We start from the raw sequence: 17,262 nt of genomic DNA, 5'->3' as shown, positions 1-17,262 counted from the left end.
AGCGCATCGTGCGGAAAAGTGGACCCACTTTTCTGCGTCGAACGATGCGCCGCTCGAGGATCGGAGCATCGGTGCGCATCCTGCCGGTTGGACACGCTACGCGCATTTCCACTCACCACCCTTACTGAGCGGTTGGTGGTGTTTGCTACCGAATGCCGGAACGGTCCAGTGCTCGGTACGCGCGATGATCCGCGGCATCATGTTGCCAAGCCGACGAAAGCATCGCCTCACCGGTCGTGATCTGAAGGGACGCGCTCGAGGCCCATCGGGGGTTGCCATCTGCGTCCGGCGCGACACCCTTCAGTGGCGCAGCAGACGGGCCATCTGACACCCGCTGGGAGATCGCCTTGCCTCGGGCTGTGCGGTTGGCCTAGCCAGTCACTACTTTCGGACAGTTCGGAGGTCCTGTGGATACACCGCTTCCACGCCGCCCAAGAAGGCCTCGCACGACGGCTGCCGGCCGTCCGCTGGCTCTCGTGACCGGCGCATCGTCCGGCATCGGGTGGGCGATCGCTTGTGAGGCCGCCCGCGACGGATATGACCTGATCGTCACGGCTCGGCGCGGCGACAGGCTCGCCGACCTTGCCCAGATAATTGCCACTCAGACCTCCGCTCAGGTCACCATTCTTCCCGAAGATCTGTCCGACCGAGCCGGGCCCGAACGTCTCTGGGCCGAGATCGAGCGGCGGAAGCTCGTGATCAATGTGCTGGTCAACAATGCCGGGCTCGGCATCGGCGCTCCCTTCGTTGAAACCGAGTCGCAGCGGCTGCGCGATCTGCTGGAGATCAACGTTGCCGCCCCGCTTGCTCTCATGCGTCTGGCACTCCCGGGGATGCTCGCGCGCCGGCGTGGACGAATCGCCAACGTGGCTTCCATGGCGGCCTTCCAGCCGATTCCCCTGATGGCCGCCTATGCAGCCTCCAAGGCTTTCCTGCTGAGCCTCTCTGAGGCTGTCGGCGAGGAGGTCCACGACACCGGCGTGACCATCACTGCCATCTGCCCGGGCACGACCCGCACGACATTCTTCGCTGCAGCCGGCTATCGAAAGCCCGAGGATTTCACGGACACTGCGGTCGCGATGAGCCCTGAGGATGTCGCAGCGATCGCCTGGGCCGGCACCATGGCTGGCGCTCCTCTGGTCGTGCCGGGCCGAGCCAATCGCGCCATTGCAACTCTGGGCCGCCTGTTGCCGCGCCGGACGCTTGCCCGCGCGGCCATGCGGGTCATGTCCGAGCGGCACTGACGAAGCGGGCTCGGGCAGGACGATGAGGCAAGGCTTCGGACCGCTGAACGCAACGATCCTCTCCTCGAGAGCCCGTCCCGACGCACTCTTGCAAGAAGTCGTTCCAAAGGGCCGCAGCGCAGCATTGCCATTCGACCCGTATTCTCAGCGGCTGCGGTCGTGGACGCTCTGGATCGGATCGGCTCAAGGACAGCGGATACTCCGGTGTGAGAAAGATCACATCCCACACCACCAGAATTAACGAATGTCATTGTTTGCCTAAGACTTTGGTCGTAGAGTGTGCACTGCACAATTCACCGGGGTAGCGAAAATGCCGACCCTGATCTTGGCTGTGTGGCCTCTGAGCCTGCTCCTCGCCTTCGTGGGGCTGGTCACCTTTCACGAACCGGCGAAACAAACAGGTGAAATCGTAGCCGAGCAAGCCTCGTTCTGCGACTTCTTCATCGTCAAGGTTGAAGACCGTTTCGTTTTCCTCTGGAACGAGGACAGGTGGTTTTCTCTCATCAGCAGCGCGAACCGCATCACCGGGAATCTCCTGACCAAGGGGGTTCAGGATGTTGATGTCGATGGGCGGGCAAAACTGAATGTCCGCGTGCTCGGATGGGACACGGACTGGACCCGTGCCAGGATGCGTTTCGACAGCGAGTGTGACCCGAGTGCGCCGGTCCAGGACTTTCTAGGCGAGAATCTGCCAGGGTCGCGGCTGGTACTGCGCTGACGAGGTTTTGTCGTCCGCCTCAATGACTGCACCCTGATGTTGGTCAGTCGCGGATAGTGTAATGTATGCTCTTATGCTCTGCCCGGACGCGCATCCCACAAGGGGATGCGCGTTACAGAAAGTTCGCTCGCTTCATCAACTTGATGTCTTGGGCTCGACATACGGGTCTTCTACCCCATCAGACAATACGTCGAAATCCCGCGCAGACGAGTAAGGAGCATGCTCGCCGTCCATGATACCTACTGCACGAATCTCGTCGTCCCCAGCGCGTTCATCAGACGTGCGACAAGCGCCCTCGATTCCGGGCTGTATCGGATCACGACCGTTAGCGACCCGACGTGACCAGAACAAAGCCGCGCGTGCGGTTCTGATTATCCGAATCGGGCGTATTCATCGCAGCAAAAAGATCAGCGGCCTGAACCCAAATCGGCGGGTACTTGTAGCGAGACACATCGAGCACCAGAAACCGATCCGAGTCGGCGTCATAGGCCGCGAGCGGAGAGATATGGCCCCCGCGCTCCTGCCCTAGGGACCTTCGGAGATAATTGACGATCACGTATTGGTTCGGAGCGCTGAGGGCTTGCGTCGCCAGGGCGCGAAACTCCTCCAGGGAGGAATCGGCAGCGTGGCGTACATCGGCCTTCACCGAGAAGGTTTTCAGGATCTGCCCGATCTGATCGAGCGTCATTCCGATCCTGGAGAGAACCGCTAGCGGAAGCACCTTCTCCGTCTCTTCGTTCAGCAGATTGTCCTGAGTAAAGGTCTTGAACGGCTCGAACTCCGGGGTTGCGGGAGCCGGAACCCCGAGGGCATTGAGCACCATCACGATGGTGGCCACACCACAGAACGCCTGGTTCTTCTGTGTCACGAATTGAATGCTGAGCGGCCAATAGGACCGATTGGCCTCGCTCTCCAGCAACAGGCGCGCGCCACGCTCGCTGTTCAGGCTGATCAGGGGCTCAGCCAGAGGGAGCGTCTCCGCCATGACGCTTCCCGCTGACAAGCAGAAGCAGAATGCAGCAATCCTAAGCACTGAGGCTGCGATCCGCATCTTTATCTCCCGTTTGTCGAGTTCAGGGGTGGAAGAAGGATGGGCATCGACAAGAACAATTGTGCTCCCAATCGGGTCCGGGTGCCAGCATCCCCTTGCCCGGAATTCCTGGCATCCGCGTGAGCACGCCGTCAGTCCAGCCTGGGTCGGGACGGATCCAATCCGGCCCTGCACGCTGCCCGGAGCCAGCCTGATAATCAGCGGAGTCTCCTCGAAGGATCCCGCGACAGGGAAGGACGTGATCTACCAGTTCGAGTTCCAGAAGGCCCGCAAACGGGGCTAAAACTGGCGGGAAGTATCGCGGCACACCGTGCTGCACGTCCGCCAGTAAGTGCGCGCGTGGAAAGGTCCAAGGGTGATCCTGTGACAACGAACAGCTCAAGCCTGGCAAGACTCTCCTCCCTGGCTCTCACCGCTAAGGTCCTTTGGCCTACTCATCGAGGCATCAGCAGGCTGCCCCATCAGAACGGACAGGACCCCTGTCCGAACCAGTACCAAAATGGAGCCTCTGACGACATGCCGAGGCCTCATGTCTCCGCAGGATCACAGAATCGAGCGGCGGCTAGTGGCGATTTTCGCGGCCGACGTGGCAGGCTATTCGCGCCTGGTCGAGCTGGATGAGGTCGGAACGCTCCGCACGCTTGCGGCCCATCGTGAGGTGATGGATCGGTTCATCGCCCAACACCGAGGGCGCATTGCCAATACGGCAGGCGACAGTGTTCTCGCCGAATTTCCGAGCCCGGTCGATGCCGTCCAGTGTGCCGTCAGAACCCAGGCAGCACTTCGGACCAGGAATGATACTCTCCCTCAGGAGCGGCGCGTCAGCTTTCGCATCGCCGTCCATGTCGGCGATGTGGTGGTGAATTACGGCGATCTTCTGGGCGATGCCGTAAACATTGCGGCCCGTCTCCAAGCGCTGGCGGAACCAGGACGAGTGCGTCTCTCAGAGACAGCGCAGCGGCATGTACGCAAGTTGCTTCATCTCGCGCTGGACGACCTCGGCCCTCAGGTCGTCAAGAACATCGAAGAGCCGATCCACGCCTTTGTCATCCAGCCCATCGAGGGATCAACAAGCCTCCCGCACGGATCGCTTCAGAATCTGGCGCTTCCCGACAAGCCGTCCATTGCCGTCCTGCCATTCACGAACATGAGCCGCGATCCCGAGCAGGAGTATTTTGCGGACGGCATGACAGAGGAGATCATTGCGGCCCTCTCACGCGTTCGCTCTTTCTTCGTGATCGCGCGCAGCTCGACCTTCACCTACAAGGGCAAAGCCGTCGATGTGCGCCAGGTCAGCCGTGAGCTCGGCGTACGCTACGTGCTGGAGGGCAGTCTCCGCACGGCTGGCAACCGGCTTCGGATCATCGCCCAACTCGTCGATGCGACCGACGGCCGCCATGTGTGGGCCGACCGCTATGAGGGTGAGCTGGCCGACATCTTCGACCTTCAGGACCGCGTGACGGAGGCCCTCGTCGGCGCCATCGAGCCGACCATCACGTTGAGCGAGATCGAGCGCATCAGGCGCAAGCGCCCGGACCGCCTCGATGCCTACGAGTGCGCCATGCGGGCCCTGCCCGCCGTCTGGTCCCAGGACCGGGAATCCACGTCAGAGGGCCTCCGGCTGGCCGAACAGGCCATGGCTCTCGACCCTGCCTATGCCCTTCCGAAGGCGCTCGCGGCCTGGTGCCATGCCCAGCGCGTGACTTACCTGCGGACAGCCGATCCAGCCGAGGACAGGGCCGCGGCATTGCGGCTGGCCCGAGAGGCAGCCTCCCTCGACAGCAACGATCCCCTGGTGCTGACCGTGTTGAGTGCCGCGTATGCTCTCGTGGGCCAAATCGATCTCGGGCTCACGACAGTCAGAAACGCTCTTGCCCTGGACCCGAACTCGGCCTGGGCTTGGCTCCGGAGTGGCTGGCTGCATGCCTACGCCCAGCACCCCGATACAGCCATTGAGCATTTCGATCGCGCCATGCGCCTCAGCCCACTCGACCCGATGCACTTTAATGCCCTGGTCGGGATCGGAGCCGCGCATTTCGACAAGGGCCAGTATGACGAGTCAGCTCGGTGGATCGAGCAGGCTCTTCGCGAAAGGCCCGACGCGACCTGGACCTACCGGCCCTTGGCGGCAGCCTACGCCCAAGCTGGCCGGCTGGAAGAAGCCAAGCAGACCATGGCGAGATTTCTACAAGCCTATCCCGGCATGACCGTGTCGAGAGCCGTTGCTGCCGTGCCATATGGGGGATCCATGGGCGAACGCATCGCGGAAGGTCTGCGTAGGGCAGGTCTCCCGGAGTGATGGAGAGCAGGCGCTATGCGATCCTGCCCCAGACACGTCGAAGATCGCGTTATCAGGAGAGGCGCCATGAGGATCGACGGGCGCTGCCATTGCGGCTTCATCGCCTACGAGGCTGAGATTGATCCCGAGAAGGTGATGATCTGCCACTGCACCGACTGCCAGACGCTGTCAGGGTCGGCCTTCCGGACCACCGCCCTCACGCGCGAGGGAGGGTTCAGGCTGCTTTCGGGGGCGCTGAAGACCTACGTGAAGGTCGCGCAGAGCGGGGCAAAGCGCCTCCAGGGCTTCTGTCCCGAATGCGGCTCGCCGATCTGCGCGACCTCGGAGGGCAACGATCCCAAGGTCTACAGTATCCGCATCGGCACTGCGCGCCAGCGTGACGACCTGATCCCGAAGGCACAGATCTGGTGCCGCTCCGCGCAGCCGTGGGTCACCGGATTGTCGTCCATTCGCCAGCTCGAAATGGAGTAAGGCTGCCAACGGCCGAAGATGCCGGGCGAGCCGAGCACCAGTGATGCAGGACGATCAGGATGTCTCTCCGCCACTGCTCAAAAGAGCCAGCTGGCCGATCCTTGCAGCGTCGGTGCTCCGGACGCTCCTCCCTGAGTGAGAGCGGTCGCCGCAGTGGCCAAACCGAAAGCGCGACGGGTCTGGATGGGGCAGCGGTGCCGGTGTCTGCAGCTGCGCCAGTGGCTTCCGGATCAGATGGTTTGGCTCTCCTGCAGGAGATCCGTTCCGTATGAATTGTCGACCACACAGAGCCATCCCCCGTCCGCGCTTTGTCTGAACACGTATGTCCCCCGTCGGGTCGTCGCGCTGGCCAAGCGATCCTTTCCGGTTGTCTCGAGAAGGGTTTCCATGATCACGAGAGCCGTGTCGCCACCTTCGATCACGATCATCTTGCCCTGCTTTACGACGAGGCTGTGGTCGAAGTGCTCAGCAATGGCGACGAAAGCGCGACGGATCTGCTCCTTGCCGACTGCATTCAGGCCTGGCTTCACGAGTAGCGTTGCATCATCGGCATAGAAATCCAGGAGAGTATCGAAGTCTTCTGCCGTGATCGCGCGATCGGCGGCTTCGATGATCTGATTCAGCGGGTGCGATATCATGACCACCTCCATGGATGTTCCTGCCCCGTCCTGCCGCGGCGGGCCTGCCAAGTGACCTGCGGGTTGCGCCACGTGAGTCAAGGCAGCGCGCATAGGCCAATCGCGTGGCCATCGCGTGCTTCTCGACCGTCAGTTCCCGTCAGCAAACACGGGGCATGGCCCACCTCTGCGAGCAGGCTCGTCAAGGGCGGGATTATGCTCCTGAACGTGTCGGATGCGCCACCAGACGTCATGGCTTGCGCTAGCCGCCGCGGCAACCATGCAGCGACCACACTCAGCACCGCCCCTGTCTAAGGATGGCTTCCGCAGATCAGAATTTCGGTCCGATCCGGCGTGTTTGAAATCCTCCTGCCGCACGCTCCTTGCACAGGATCTCGAAAGCGGTGATGCTTCCAGACAGCGGCGGGTCGCGGCGAGCCTTGCGGCAATCGGAGGCGTGATAATGCGCCAGCACACTTGGGATTTCGGCTTCGCGGCAGCGCACGATGTCCCGATCCCATATTTGCAGCGGATCCGGACCTACTACGAGGCGCTCGGATATGGACCGCCCTACGAATGGGCGCACTACGCGCAGGTGCCGTTCCATCCGTTGGAGAAGCCGCTGTCCCGGTGCCGGCTGACGATCATCACCACTGCGGCTCCCTATCAGCCCGGCAAGGGAGACCAAGGGCCGGGAGCTCCCTACAATGCCACCGCCAAGTTCTACAGCGTCTATTCGGGCGACACTGCACAGGACCCCGACCTGCGCATCTCGCACATCGCCATTGATCGCCAGCACACGACGGCTGAGGACGCTGCCACCTACTTTCCGTTGGCCGAACTCCGTGAGAGGGCAGCGCGCGGTCGGATCGGATCGGTTGCCCCGCGCTTCCACGGCGCCCCGACCAATCGCAGTCATCGCGTGACGCTCGAGATCGACTGTCCGGAAATCGTCGCCCGCTGCAAGGACGACAGCGTCGACGCAGCGATCCTGGTCCCCAACTGTCCCGTCTGCCACCAGACCCTCAGCCTGGCGGCGCGGATGCTCGAGGAGAACGGAATCGCCAGCATTGTCACGGGGTGCGCGAAGGACATCGTCGAGCATGTCGGTGTGCCGCGGTTCCTTTTCTCCGACTTTCCGCTCGGCAATGCCGCGGGCCGGCCGAGGGACCCCGCATCGCAGGCCTTCACACTCGATCTGGCGCTGAGCGTCCTCGAGAGGGCGCCTGCTCCGCGGACGACCGTGCAGTCTCCGCTGATGTGGAGTGCCAGTCCCGACTGGAAGCTCGACTATTGCAACATCGTACGACTGTCGCCCGAAGAGATCAGGCGTCGGCGCGCCGAATTTGACGCGCAGAAGAGGCTGGCCAAGACGCTCCGTGAGGAAGCCGGCGTGGCCTGATCGGGAACGGACAGCGAGGCTGCGGCAGAGCGAGCAAGAAGGAGGCAGCGATGAAACTCTCGGCACATCAACTCCAGCAGTTCGAGGACGAAGGCTACCTGTTTTTCCCCGACTGCTTCTCGGAGGAAGAGATCGCCTTGATGCGGACCGAGGGCCAGCGGATCCTCGAGCTCGATCGCCAGGAAGTCTGGCGCGAGAAGAGCGGCGCGCCGCGCACGGCTTTTGCGGCGCACACGTTCAACGATGTCTTCCGGATCCTGGCGCATCACCCCCGGTTGGTCGAGCCACTCCAGCAGATCTTCAAGGAGCAGGTCTACGTCCATCAGTTCAAGCTGAATGCAAAGGCGGCTTTCGAGGGTGACGTCTGGCAGTGGCACCAGGATTACGGCACGTGGGCTCGCGATGACGGCATGCCCGAGCCGAGAGCGATGAACATCGCGGTGTTTCTCGATGAGGTGTTCCCCTTCAACGGAGCTCTAATGCTTATCCCGAAGAGCCACAAACATGGTACCCTGCAGGCCGGCCACGACCGGGCCACCACCTCCTATCCGCTCTGGACTCTCGATCAGGACACCGTCACGCGGCTCTGCCGCGAGGCCGAGGAACCCGGCCGCCCCGGCATCGTGGCGCCGACCGGCAAACCCGGCTCGGTCTTGATGTTTCACGGCAACCTGGTGCACGCCTCGGCGCCGAACATCACGCCGTATCCGCGCAAGATCGCGTATCTGACGCTTTGCGCGGTATCGAACCACATCACGAAATTCACGCGGCCGGAATGGATCGCGCACCGCGATTTCACGCCCATTGTACCCGTCGACGACAACGCGCTCGCGGAACACGCCCGCACTCACCGGACCGCTGCGGAGTAGACACCCGCGCGACGCCGCGTCGAGGTCTGATCCTTCGGGCCTCCGCCGGGATGGCGCGACCGTTTCGGCACTTGCGCGATCAGATCATCTGACGGTGACTGACGAGGCGCTGGCTGCCTATGAGCAGGCGCTCGAGCCGAAACGGCTCGCGATGCTCCCGGGAGGGCAATTCGATGCCTACACGGCGGCCTTCGATCAGGCCGCCCCAAGGCCGCGCAGGAACGATCCGTGGAGCAATTGCTGCGCGACCGCAGCCCATGGCGAGAGATTCCGCGGCGTCGAAACCCCGAACGTCTGCCCTTCTGGATTGATCCGCTCCTTGCGGTCTCACAACCCTTTGCTAGCCCGGATCCGGTCATAGGCCTCCCGGACCGTTCCCGGGCCGTAGACCCGCTCCAGGCGGCGCACCGTGAAATGCCCCCGGGCCACCTTCTGGAAGTGATCCATGAAGGCGGCGTTGACCGCCGCCCCGCCGAGCGCGCCGAGCACCGGCACGGCCTGGGCAGCGATCTTCTGGGAGACGACCACCCCGAATCGGGACGCGATCTGGCTCAGCAGCCGCACGAGCGCCGATGCGCTTTCGTCGATCACGCCACGCCCGGCCACCTGCTGCACGGCCCGGCTTACCGACTTTGCCATGGCGGCCCGCACCGCGAAGTAACCGCTCTCGTGCCAGCGTCCGGACCTACCGCGCCCGCCCAAGGCGAAGACCTCGAGGCAGGCGAGCACCGTCTCGGGATCTTCAAGTTTCTCGCCCTCGCTCTGGGCGATGCGGGCGATCGCCCGCAGCATGATTGTCGTCGAGAGTGGGAGTTCGGCCAGCACCGCCGAAATCCCCAAGGCCCCGCCCATCGCACCGGACAGCATGGCGAGCGCCCGATGCAGGCGCGCCTCCGGATCCGGATTTTCCTTTGGGATGGTGGTGAGCGCGTAGCGCAAGGCACGCTGGAGCGCGGCCTCGGTGGCTTGGGATACCATCTCCGACGCGGCTTGCGGGAGAGCCTGCCCGAGCACCTCGATGGGGCGTCCGGCCAAGCCGGACAGGCGGGCCGCAAAGCTCGGGGTCTCGAGCGCCTGCACGGCCCGTCTGAGCGCCTCATGATCCTCTTCCGAGAGTGTGATCCTGGGCGGCGCGGCGTTCTCCCGCACTGGCGTCGGGCTTGGCGTCGTTACGCTGAGATTTTGGCTCATGACCGTGATGTAGGGGCGGGGAACCGTCCGGAGAATATCGCGGATCCCCTGTCCCGTACTTTACCCAGAGCGCTCGCCCTACGTGAGAGTTCCGCAAGGATGCAGGTAGAGTTTGGGAAACTCGCTAGATCGCTAGATCTCGGATTGCCCTCGCTGGCGTGAGTTCGACGTCTGCTAATGCAACATCCGGTCCTGCGGACAACGTTGCTTGTCGACATCCGGCCTGACACAGGAATGGTCGTCAGCCGGGCCGCATTGGGGAGCACGAGGTCTGTTAGGCCAGTGTCGCCCCGCGACCAGGGAGGCCGCCTCGACAGCATCGAATCCCGGATTTCCGGCTCGGTGCAGACATTATTGATGCCGAAGGCCAACTCCTCAAAATAAGAGCCAGCCTTCGGCAACTCCTTGTAGCGATCGCGGCATACTCCAGCCCGGCTGAAGCGGGATTGCCTCTGTTGCGGACCGGACGGCCTGCCAGGAGTCAGATCCCAGCGAGGAGCACCGGCGCACCGAGAAGGAGGCATTGGTGGCCCGGCGCACCGCGAGCCTCATGCCGCCATGGCCTGCGAAGGACCGCAGAGAACCCGGGCGGCATCTACCCGGACATCCACCCGCTGCACGGCGGGGTGGCGGGCCAGACGGGCAGCGACGAGCTGCGCGTCGAAGGAGACCGGGACACGCAGGGTGATGGTTGCCGAAACGATCCCGTCCATCTTGGCGGCAAGCGCCAGGGACAGAAGCTCGAAGCCGGAGCGCTGGGCGTCGCCCAGCACACGGATCGCCCCGTCGTAAGGATCATTGAAGACCGTTTCGACAACCATCTCCCGCGAGGGTTCTGCCGACATCCTGCTCTCCGGAATGCTCTCCACCGGAAAGGAGACTACCCGCGTTCGGCCGGGATTTCTTGCTGAAGTGAGGGCGTTATGCTCTGCTCGCAGAACCGGATTCCAGGAAATTGCGATGAAACAGAACAAACATTCTGATGCTCGCCGTGCAGGCGGGACGCCTTCTGTCGACCGGATGGACCGCAAGATCCTCTCGGCGCTCCGGAGCGATGGACGACTCACCATGGCCGAGCTCGCCGAAAGCGTTGGCCTCTCGCAATCTCCCTGCTGGACACGGGTGAAGCGTCTGGAGGCCAGCGGTGCCATAGAGGGCTACGTGGCGGTGCTCAACCACAAGGCCGTCGGAGTTCCGAACGTGGTCTTCGTCGAGGTGACTCTCGACAGGCACGACGAGGGAACGCTCGAACGTTTCGGGGACGCGTTGGCGAAGATCCCGGAGGTGGTCGAGGCACACCTCGTGACCGGTGATTACGATTATCTCGTCAAGGTCGCCGTGTCCGGGACCGAGCATTATGAGCGCTTCCTGCGCGAGAGCCTGTACCGGATCGCTGGCATCCGGCATTCACGGTCGACGTTTGCGCTGCGTGCGCTGAAGAAAGCCATCTCGGTTGATCCGGTGCTGATTGCGGACAGGTGACCGCCGCACCCAAACTGCGCGATGGCGCCTGTCGCGACAGTCGCGAGGAAAGGAGTACGAAAACGGGATATTGCCGCATGGGCTCATCGAGGATGCCGAGAGGCGGGCCTCGCCATGCTCGCTACGCGCCCCCCGTGCCTGTTGTCCACCGGAGCATCATAGAAGTGTTCCGCTGAGGATTGCGAAGGCGACACTGAAGTAGATCACCAGTCCTGTGACATCGACGAGCGTGGCGACGAATGGCGCCGACGCACTCGCCGGATCGAAGCCGATTCCCTGAAGGAGAAATGGCAGCATGGCCCCCGCAAGCGAGCCGAAGGTAACAACACCGACCAGAGCTGCACCGACCGTGAAGCTGATCAGGATCCAGTGCTCGCCGTAATCGTAAAAGCCGAACCATTGCCAGATGCCGATGCGGATCATCCCGATCGTGCCCAGGATGGCACCCAGCACGATCCCGGTCGGCAGTTCCCTCAGCCCCACGCGCCACCATTCGCGCAGCCGCACTTGCCGCAAGGCGAGTGCCCGGATCAGAAGCGAGGTTGCCTGGGATCCCGAATTCCCGCCCGAACTCATGATCAGTGGAATGAATAGGGTGAGGACGATGGCTCTCTCCAGTTCGCCCTCGAAATGCTGCATCGCGCTGGCAGTCAGCATTTCACTCAGGAACAGGGCGCACAGCCAGCCGGCGCGCTTCCTGATCATCTCGAAGAAGCCAATCTGCATATAGGGTTCGGTCAGGGCTTCCATGCCGCCGAATTTCTGCACGTCCTCCGTGCTCTCCTGGACAATGGCGTCGATCACATCGTCGACGGTGACGATTCCGATCACATGCCCCCGTTCCACGACCGGAACCGCCAGAAGGTCGTATTTCGAGATCAGGCGGGCGACCTCCTCGCGATCCGTGAGTGGCGACACCGTCACGGGCCGACGCGGGCGCACAACCGACAGAATGGGCGCTTCCGGCTCGCCCGAGATCAAGCGGCGCAGGGAGACGGTCTGGACGAGCTTCTTCGTGCGAGGATCCAGAACATAGACAGCATAGACAGTCTCGCGGCTACGCTCGACGCGGCGGATATGATCGAGCGTTTGCCCGACCTTCCAGGTTGCCGGGACACTGACGAACTCGGTCGTCATGATGCTGCCCGCCGTATCGGGCGGATAGGCCAGGAGGCGCTGGAGTGAGACCCGCGTCTCATGATCAAGGCGCTCCAGCAGGGCCGAGCGGCGAGGCTCTTCCAACTCCCGAAACACGTCTGCGACGCGGTCGGCAGACATGCCTGACAGGAAACTGGCCGCCTGGTCATCCGGTAGGGCCGCGATCAGTTCGGCAGACGCTTCCAATCCAGGCTGATCGAGCACTTCGACAGCCTGATCCATTGGGAGATGGAGGAGGATATCCGCAGCGACTTCCGTCGACTGCTCGTTGAGGATCTCGGCGATGTCCGCAACGTGTTGATCCGCCAACCCCGTCGCGACAGCCTTAGGGTCGAGGACGGCCTCGAGTGTGGTGGTATCGTCTTGCATGGCTCACCTGTTGCAAACCGCCATCAGCGGCGGACGTGGTGAGCCGCTCCTTCGGGATCAGGCCACGGCAGCCGCTGACGGCACGGACAATCGACAGTGACTGTCGCTGGGCATGGGGACTGAAGCTCCTGTGGGACGGCGCCTGATGGTCAAAGGCCAGGGTGGCGCGAGTGCGGGGGAAATGGGCTTCGGGTAGACCCCCGTCAAGGAGGTTCAGACGAGCGCCTGGCGTCTCCGAGATCAGAAGGACGTGAGCGACAGACGCTTCCGCACTCGCTGGCAACGGCCCCGGCGATCGCACTCGGCGCGGCCTGCTTTTGGTCGGTTTCGCGCTCCTGGCCCCCTGCCCTCACGAGGACGCCCCGTCGAGCCATTTCCTGAGCGCTCGGAAGTCGTTGTGTTATCTGTCATTGGCCTTGATCCACTCGGGCACATGCTGGCCTGCCGGCGCCCTCGCGGCCTCCAGACTTGGCCAAAACGGCATCGGACAGGGCTACCGGCGGCTTGGATCGGCTTGGTATTGCTCGTCGGTGACGTGCTCCATCCAGTCGACGGTTGTACCATTCAGCGCTTCCTGGATGGCAATGTGGGTCATGGCCGTCGTGGGCGATGCGCCATGCCAGTGCTTCTCGCCGGGCGCGAACCAGACCACGTCGCCGGGCCGGATCTCCTCGACGGGACCGCCCGCGCGCTGCGCCCAGCCGCACCCTGCCGTGACGATCAGCGTCTGGCCGAGCGGGTGCGTGTGCCAGGCCGTGCGCGCCCCGGGCTCGAAGGTGACGCTCGCCCCGGCAACGCGGGCCGGATCGGGCGCCGTGAACAGCGGATCGATGCGCACCGTTCCGGTAAACCACTCCGGGGGTCCCTTGCCGGAAGGCCGCGACCCAACGCGTTGGATCTCCATCGTCATGCTCCTCGCCTTCGCCGCGATCTGTTCAACTCTCATGTGCCGACATGTCCGGAAGGTAGGCCGTCCATCTCCACGTGATGAGGCGCCAAGGCCTGCATGGACCTATGAGCGCGGTTCTTGCGCGGGGCACAAAGATATCGATCAGGAGGTGAATCATCTCTAGCCAGGCTGCGGCTTCGTCTGCGTATTCTTCACCGTCCGTTCGAGCTGAAACGGATCGGCGCGACGTAGCCGAATGCAATCAGCGCGCACTTCAATGCTCGTCGCCCAAGGGCGTGCACCCGGTCGAGGCGGCGATAATGCCCTTCGTCGTCACGACCGGGGAACCGGGTCGGGCAACAGCTTCCTGTAGCGTTCGAGGATTCTGCCGTAGCACTCGCAGGCAATATCTTCGAGCCCGACCCGATCCTTCACCGTGATGACGCCCCGACTCTGGCCGATCAGCCCTGCCGTCTGAAGCGTGTGCAAGACAAGGCTGACGGTAGACCGCTGCACGCCAAGCATCTCGGCCAGGACCTCATGGGTGAGGGGCAGGCCATCCTGATCCACGCGATCCCGCGTGCTCAGGATCCAGTTGGCACAACGCGCTTCGACCGTATGGACCGCATTGCACGAGACGGTCTGGAACGTCTGGGCGAGCAGCGCCTCGGTATAGCTGAGGACCAACCGTCGAATCCTTGGGCGTGCGTTGATTGCATCGTGCATCTTGCTGAGGCCGATCCGTGAGGCCGTGCCAGCGATTTGCACCTTGTAGCGCCCGAAGGACTCGCGGGAGACGAGCGCGCTGATGAGGCCGAACAGCCCCTCCCGCCCAAACGAGGAAACCTCGATGAACCGGCCATCCTCCATCACGTTGACGAGGCTCACGATGGCATCGTGCGGGAAGTAGGTGTGCCGGATGGGGTCACCGGTCTCGTAGAGCACCTTGCCTTTGGGCAGGTCCACAACGTCGAGGTTCGGCTCGAGAATGGCAAAATCCTCGGCCCCCAGGGTAGCAAGGAGCTGGTTGGCCCGGTGATGAACCTTCGAAACCGATGCCACGACGGGGTCCTGGGATCACGACCTCATACGGTAGGGCGGCTGGCCCTCCGCGCAATGGGCCTGCGTGGATCATCCGAGCCGTGAGGCTCGCGCGAGTGGCGACAATTCTTGCGGCGCGATTCCAGCGCCGGGATCGGCGGGCATCCGGAAAGGGAAAAGCCCAGGCTCCGGGGCGAACGGGCCGGGATGCCTTCGCATCTCCGGCCGCGCCAGCTACGGGCCTGGGCTGGTCGGTTACCAGTCGGGCGCTCGCATCGTCAGGCAAGCGCAGGAACAGGCCGGACCGGAGTACATCCGTCCTGGCACGGGCCACATTGGAGCCGGCGGTGACGCCCGCCGCTTCGAAGTCCACACAAGGGTCCGCTGGATGAACCCGATATGGGGATTGAAATACGATCCGCAAGAGCCAGATGGCTTTTGGCGGATCCCCTGCTGCCCTCTCCAATCGCCGACCAGAATCACACTATCGTGGGCCTACGCTGTTCAGGAACGGATGCGTATTCCTATGGATATCGGACGGGGTATCCGATGGCGGCAGAGTTCCCGCTATCCGGGCCCCCTCACTGAATCCAGGACAGTAAGCGCGCCGATGCCGGGCCTAAGAAAAGCGCCCCGGAGAGGAGCGCTTGAAGGTCCCGGCCCTTTGGGGGCAAAGAAGTGGACCGGGTATCGGATCAACGGATAATCCGGGAGCCGGTTCCCATTCGGCGCGTCAACTCGATCGTGTCGCGCAAGCAGCGCTTGGCAAATCCAGTTGTGGATCACCCGCATGAAGAAAGCCCGCAAGCTCTACGACAGTCCCAACGGCGACCACTGGTACCTGATCCGGGATCCGTCCGGCGCGGTGTTCGTCCGCCACGAGGCCAACATCGCCTCCGGCGGGCAGGTCGAGCATGTCGGAATCGCGGAGTTCCTGAGCACCGGCCTGGGTCCGGAGCAGCAGGAACTCCTGCGCCTGATCGGAACCCTGGTCGACGAGCATCCGGTCCATTCGTGACGGCCAACAGCTGGGGTGGTGTGGGCGCGCCGCACGGGGCTACCGACACGAGAAGCAGGCCCTCGGCAAGCCGCTGATCGGCTCAGTGGCCCGGCAGCACGAGAACGGTCGGCTGCTTCGGCAGGCTCGTGCGCGAGACCGTCAGGAATGGCTTATCGCTGAACGCGATCGCGTAGTGCCGCCGGGCCTGGGCCAGGAAGCGCTCCAGCGTTGAACTATTGAAGTAGTGCATGGGCAGCATGAGAGGTGCGTTGATGGACTTGAGCACCTCCATCATGTCGAAAGTCTGCATCGTGTAGCCGCCGTCCACGGGCACCAGAAGCACGTCGATCCGGCCGAGCTTCTTCAGGTGCTCTGGCGTCAGCGTGTGGTGCAGGTGGCCGAGATGCGCGATGCAGAGCTGAGTCGTCTCGAACACGAAGATCGAATTGCCGTCGAGCTCCGTGTTGCCGTCGTCATCGCGAATGTTGGTCGAGACGTTCCGGATCCGGACATCACCCACCGTGAGATCATGGTGGGCCGGTCCCCCGGCGGGATTCCAACCCCTCAGCACATGCTCGATGCGCGGGTCCGGCGCCCGGCTGAAGTGGGTCGAGTGCGCCTTGTTCATGGTCGCGATCCGCGGCACGGCAGGCGCACGCACATAGTCGTTGTAGTCGGTCGCGATCCTCACCCCCTGCGGCGTCTCGATCAGGAAGGTCGAATGCCCGATGAAGGTCAGCCCGACTTCATCTTTCGCCAGTGCGGCTCGCAAGACGAGCGGTGGGGCCGAGGCGATCAAACCAGGGCAACCTTCCGGCTCTTCCGCGTGCGCGACGGAGACTGCCAGAGCGAAAAGGACGACCACGCTCCATCGAAAGACGATTAGTATCCCTGCCATCGGAATCTCCTGGATCGGCGGCCATCGCAGCCCATGGAGGGCAGGAGTTCAAGTGTCCGTGACGGAGACGTGGAGCATCCGCGCCAAGGTCGGCCTGCTGGAGCTGGCTGGGCAGCTCGGCAATGTGAGCCAAGCTTGGCTCAGATGATGGGCTACTCCCGCGACAGCACTTATCGCTTCAAGGAGCTTTACGAGAGCGGCGGCGAACTGGCCCTGCAGGAGCTGAGCCGTCGCAAGCCCCTCCTGGCCACCGCACGCCGCCCGAAGTGGAAGCGGTAATGGTCGGGCTTTCCCTCGAACAGCCCGCCTTTGGCCAGATCCGGATCGCTAACGAGATGCGCCAACGCGGGAACTCATCTCGCCGGCAGGTGCGCGGTCTGGCAGCGCCATGACCTCGAGACCATGACGGAGCGCCTCAAGGCTCTGGAGGCGAAGGTCGCACAGGAGGGCCTGATCCTGACCGAAAGCCAGCTGGCCGCGCTGGAGAAAGCGAAGGACGAGGAGGCGCAAGGCGAGTTCGAGAGCGAGTGCCCCGGCTGTTGTGGGGCCCAGGACACCTTTAT

At 63.4% G+C, this 17,262-nt stretch carries 16 protein-coding genes and 1 pseudogene; 9 read left to right on the top strand and 8 right to left on the bottom strand.

All coding sequences use genetic code 11. From position 1 onward, the window contains the following. The first annotated feature begins 407 nt into the window (after positions 1-407). Together BN1233_RS36480 and BN1233_RS36475 are read left to right on the top strand one after the other, a co-directional pair. Positions 408-1,244, top strand: coding sequence for an SDR family NAD(P)-dependent oxidoreductase (locus BN1233_RS36480; protein ID WP_048707531.1), 837 nt, complete (start codon positions 408-410; stop codon positions 1,242-1,244). Between the two features lie 310 nt (positions 1,245-1,554). Further along, positions 1,555-1,962 (top strand): hypothetical protein, encoded by a 408-nt coding sequence (locus BN1233_RS36475; RefSeq protein ID WP_046868557.1) that lies wholly within the window; start codon positions 1,555-1,557, stop codon positions 1,960-1,962. Positions 1,963-2,287: 325 nt separating this feature from the next. Here BN1233_RS36475 and BN1233_RS36470 read toward each other — a convergent pair whose 3' ends face one another. Then, the gene (locus BN1233_RS36470; protein ID WP_244470644.1) at positions 2,288-2,947 is read right to left on the bottom strand and encodes a phytochelatin synthase family protein; all 660 of its coding nucleotides are present in this window, start codon (positions 2,945-2,947) and stop codon (positions 2,288-2,290) included. A 595-nt stretch (positions 2,948-3,542) separates the two neighbouring features. On the opposite strand from BN1233_RS36470, the gene BN1233_RS36460 reads away from it, so the two are divergent. Both BN1233_RS36460 and BN1233_RS36455 read left to right on the top strand, forming a co-directional pair. After that, positions 3,543-5,312: an adenylate/guanylate cyclase domain-containing protein gene (locus BN1233_RS36460; RefSeq protein WP_046868554.1), complete on the top strand. Its 1,770-nt coding sequence runs from the start codon at positions 3,543-3,545 to the stop codon at positions 5,310-5,312. A 66-nt stretch (positions 5,313-5,378) separates the two neighbouring features. Then, a complete protein-coding gene (locus BN1233_RS36455) occupies positions 5,379-5,783 on the top strand; it encodes a GFA family protein (protein ID WP_046868553.1) in 405 nt (134 codons plus the stop codon). A gap of 230 nt (positions 5,784-6,013) precedes the next feature. Here BN1233_RS36455 and BN1233_RS36450 read toward each other — a convergent pair whose 3' ends face one another. Next, complete coding sequence (locus BN1233_RS36450) at positions 6,014-6,421, bottom strand: YybH family protein (RefSeq protein ID WP_046868616.1); 408 nt, start codon at positions 6,419-6,421, stop codon at positions 6,014-6,016. Between the two features lie 442 nt (positions 6,422-6,863). Between BN1233_RS36450 and BN1233_RS36445 the strand changes: the two genes are divergently transcribed. Then, positions 6,864-7,802 carry a glycine reductase gene (locus BN1233_RS36445; RefSeq protein WP_046868552.1) on the top strand — a complete coding sequence of 313 codons (939 nt, stop codon included), beginning with the start codon at positions 6,864-6,866 and terminating at the stop codon, positions 7,800-7,802. 50 nt (positions 7,803-7,852) lie between these two features. Further along, positions 7,853-8,671, top strand: coding sequence for a phytanoyl-CoA dioxygenase family protein (locus tag BN1233_RS36440; protein WP_046868551.1), 819 nt, complete (start codon positions 7,853-7,855; stop codon positions 8,669-8,671). A gap of 327 nt (positions 8,672-8,998) precedes the next feature. Here BN1233_RS36440 and BN1233_RS36430 read toward each other — a convergent pair whose 3' ends face one another. Together BN1233_RS36430 and BN1233_RS36425 are read right to left on the bottom strand one after the other, a co-directional pair. Then, positions 8,999-9,862 (bottom strand): EcsC family protein, encoded by an 864-nt coding sequence (locus BN1233_RS36430; RefSeq protein ID WP_046868549.1) that lies wholly within the window; start codon positions 9,860-9,862, stop codon positions 8,999-9,001. 548 nt (positions 9,863-10,410) lie between these two features. Beyond that, a complete protein-coding gene (locus BN1233_RS36425; RefSeq protein ID WP_046868548.1) occupies positions 10,411-10,707 on the bottom strand; it encodes a hypothetical protein in 297 nt (98 codons plus the stop codon). Between the two features lie 115 nt (positions 10,708-10,822). On the opposite strand from BN1233_RS36425, the gene BN1233_RS36420 reads away from it, so the two are divergent. Next, positions 10,823-11,344, top strand: a complete 522-nt coding sequence (locus BN1233_RS36420; protein WP_046868547.1) for an Lrp/AsnC family transcriptional regulator — start codon at positions 10,823-10,825, stop codon at positions 11,342-11,344. 156 nt (positions 11,345-11,500) lie between these two features. Here BN1233_RS36420 and mgtE read toward each other — a convergent pair whose 3' ends face one another. From mgtE to BN1233_RS36405, 3 genes are all read right to left on the bottom strand, one after another. After that, complete coding sequence (gene mgtE, locus BN1233_RS36415; protein ID WP_046868546.1) at positions 11,501-12,871, bottom strand: magnesium transporter; 1,371 nt, start codon at positions 12,869-12,871, stop codon at positions 11,501-11,503. A gap of 493 nt (positions 12,872-13,364) precedes the next feature. After that, positions 13,365-13,775: a (R)-mandelonitrile lyase gene (locus BN1233_RS36410; RefSeq protein WP_046868615.1), complete on the bottom strand. Its 411-nt coding sequence runs from the start codon at positions 13,773-13,775 to the stop codon at positions 13,365-13,367. A 318-nt stretch (positions 13,776-14,093) separates the two neighbouring features. Beyond that, entirely contained in the window at positions 14,094-14,822 is a 729-nt protein-coding gene (locus BN1233_RS36405; protein ID WP_046868545.1) for a Crp/Fnr family transcriptional regulator, read from the bottom strand. A 769-nt stretch (positions 14,823-15,591) separates the two neighbouring features. On the opposite strand from BN1233_RS36405, the gene BN1233_RS36400 reads away from it, so the two are divergent. Beyond that, on the top strand, positions 15,592-15,819 hold the full coding sequence (locus tag BN1233_RS36400) for a hypothetical protein (protein WP_046868544.1): 228 nt from the start codon (positions 15,592-15,594) through the stop codon (positions 15,817-15,819). Positions 15,820-15,901: 82 nt separating this feature from the next. On the opposite strand, the gene BN1233_RS36395 is transcribed toward BN1233_RS36400, so the two are convergent. After that, positions 15,902-16,699, bottom strand: a complete 798-nt coding sequence (locus BN1233_RS36395; protein WP_147707736.1) for an MBL fold metallo-hydrolase — start codon at positions 16,697-16,699, stop codon at positions 15,902-15,904. Between the two features lie 58 nt (positions 16,700-16,757). Here BN1233_RS36395 and BN1233_RS44325 point away from each other — a divergent pair. Further along, positions 16,758-17,262 (top strand): annotated as a pseudogene (locus tag BN1233_RS44325) (helix-turn-helix domain-containing protein); the annotation flags it as partial.

The organism is Microvirga massiliensis (genome assembly GCF_001006805.1).
Taxonomy (GTDB): domain Bacteria; phylum Pseudomonadota; class Alphaproteobacteria; order Rhizobiales; family Beijerinckiaceae; genus Microvirga; species Microvirga massiliensis.
The sequence above is the reverse complement of the archived record's forward strand: the minus strand, read 5'-3'. Positions and strand labels throughout refer to the sequence as shown.

Bases quoted from the DNA above. Each gene is read 5' to 3' on its own strand.
- BN1233_RS36475 (WP_046868557.1), top strand. From the start codon at position 1,555: ATGCCGACCCTGATCTTGGCTGTGTGGCCTCTGAGCCTGCTCCTCGCC.
- BN1233_RS36470 (WP_244470644.1), bottom strand. From the start codon at position 2,947: ATGGCGGAGACGCTCCCTCTGGCTGAGCCCCTGATCAGCCTGAACAGC.
- BN1233_RS36460 (WP_046868554.1), top strand. From the start codon at position 3,543: ATGTCTCCGCAGGATCACAGAATCGAGCGGCGGCTAGTGGCGATTTTC.
- BN1233_RS36455 (WP_046868553.1), top strand. From the start codon at position 5,379: ATGAGGATCGACGGGCGCTGCCATTGCGGCTTCATCGCCTACGAGGCT.
- BN1233_RS36450 (WP_046868616.1), bottom strand. From the start codon at position 6,421: ATGATATCGCACCCGCTGAATCAGATCATCGAAGCCGCCGATCGCGCG.
- BN1233_RS36445 (WP_046868552.1), top strand. From the start codon at position 6,864: ATGCGCCAGCACACTTGGGATTTCGGCTTCGCGGCAGCGCACGATGTC.
- BN1233_RS36440 (WP_046868551.1), top strand. From the start codon at position 7,853: ATGAAACTCTCGGCACATCAACTCCAGCAGTTCGAGGACGAAGGCTAC.
- BN1233_RS36430 (WP_046868549.1), bottom strand. From the start codon at position 9,862: ATGAGCCAAAATCTCAGCGTAACGACGCCAAGCCCGACGCCAGTGCGG.
- BN1233_RS36425 (WP_046868548.1), bottom strand. From the start codon at position 10,707: ATGTCGGCAGAACCCTCGCGGGAGATGGTTGTCGAAACGGTCTTCAAT.
- BN1233_RS36420 (WP_046868547.1), top strand. From the start codon at position 10,823: ATGAAACAGAACAAACATTCTGATGCTCGCCGTGCAGGCGGGACGCCT.
- mgtE (WP_046868546.1), bottom strand. From the start codon at position 12,871: ATGCAAGACGATACCACCACACTCGAGGCCGTCCTCGACCCTAAGGCT.
- BN1233_RS36410 (WP_046868615.1), bottom strand. From the start codon at position 13,775: ATGGAGATCCAACGCGTTGGGTCGCGGCCTTCCGGCAAGGGACCCCCG.
- BN1233_RS36400 (WP_046868544.1), top strand. From the start codon at position 15,592: ATGAAGAAAGCCCGCAAGCTCTACGACAGTCCCAACGGCGACCACTGG.
- BN1233_RS36395 (WP_147707736.1), bottom strand. From the start codon at position 16,699: ATGGCAGGGATACTAATCGTCTTTCGATGGAGCGTGGTCGTCCTTTTC.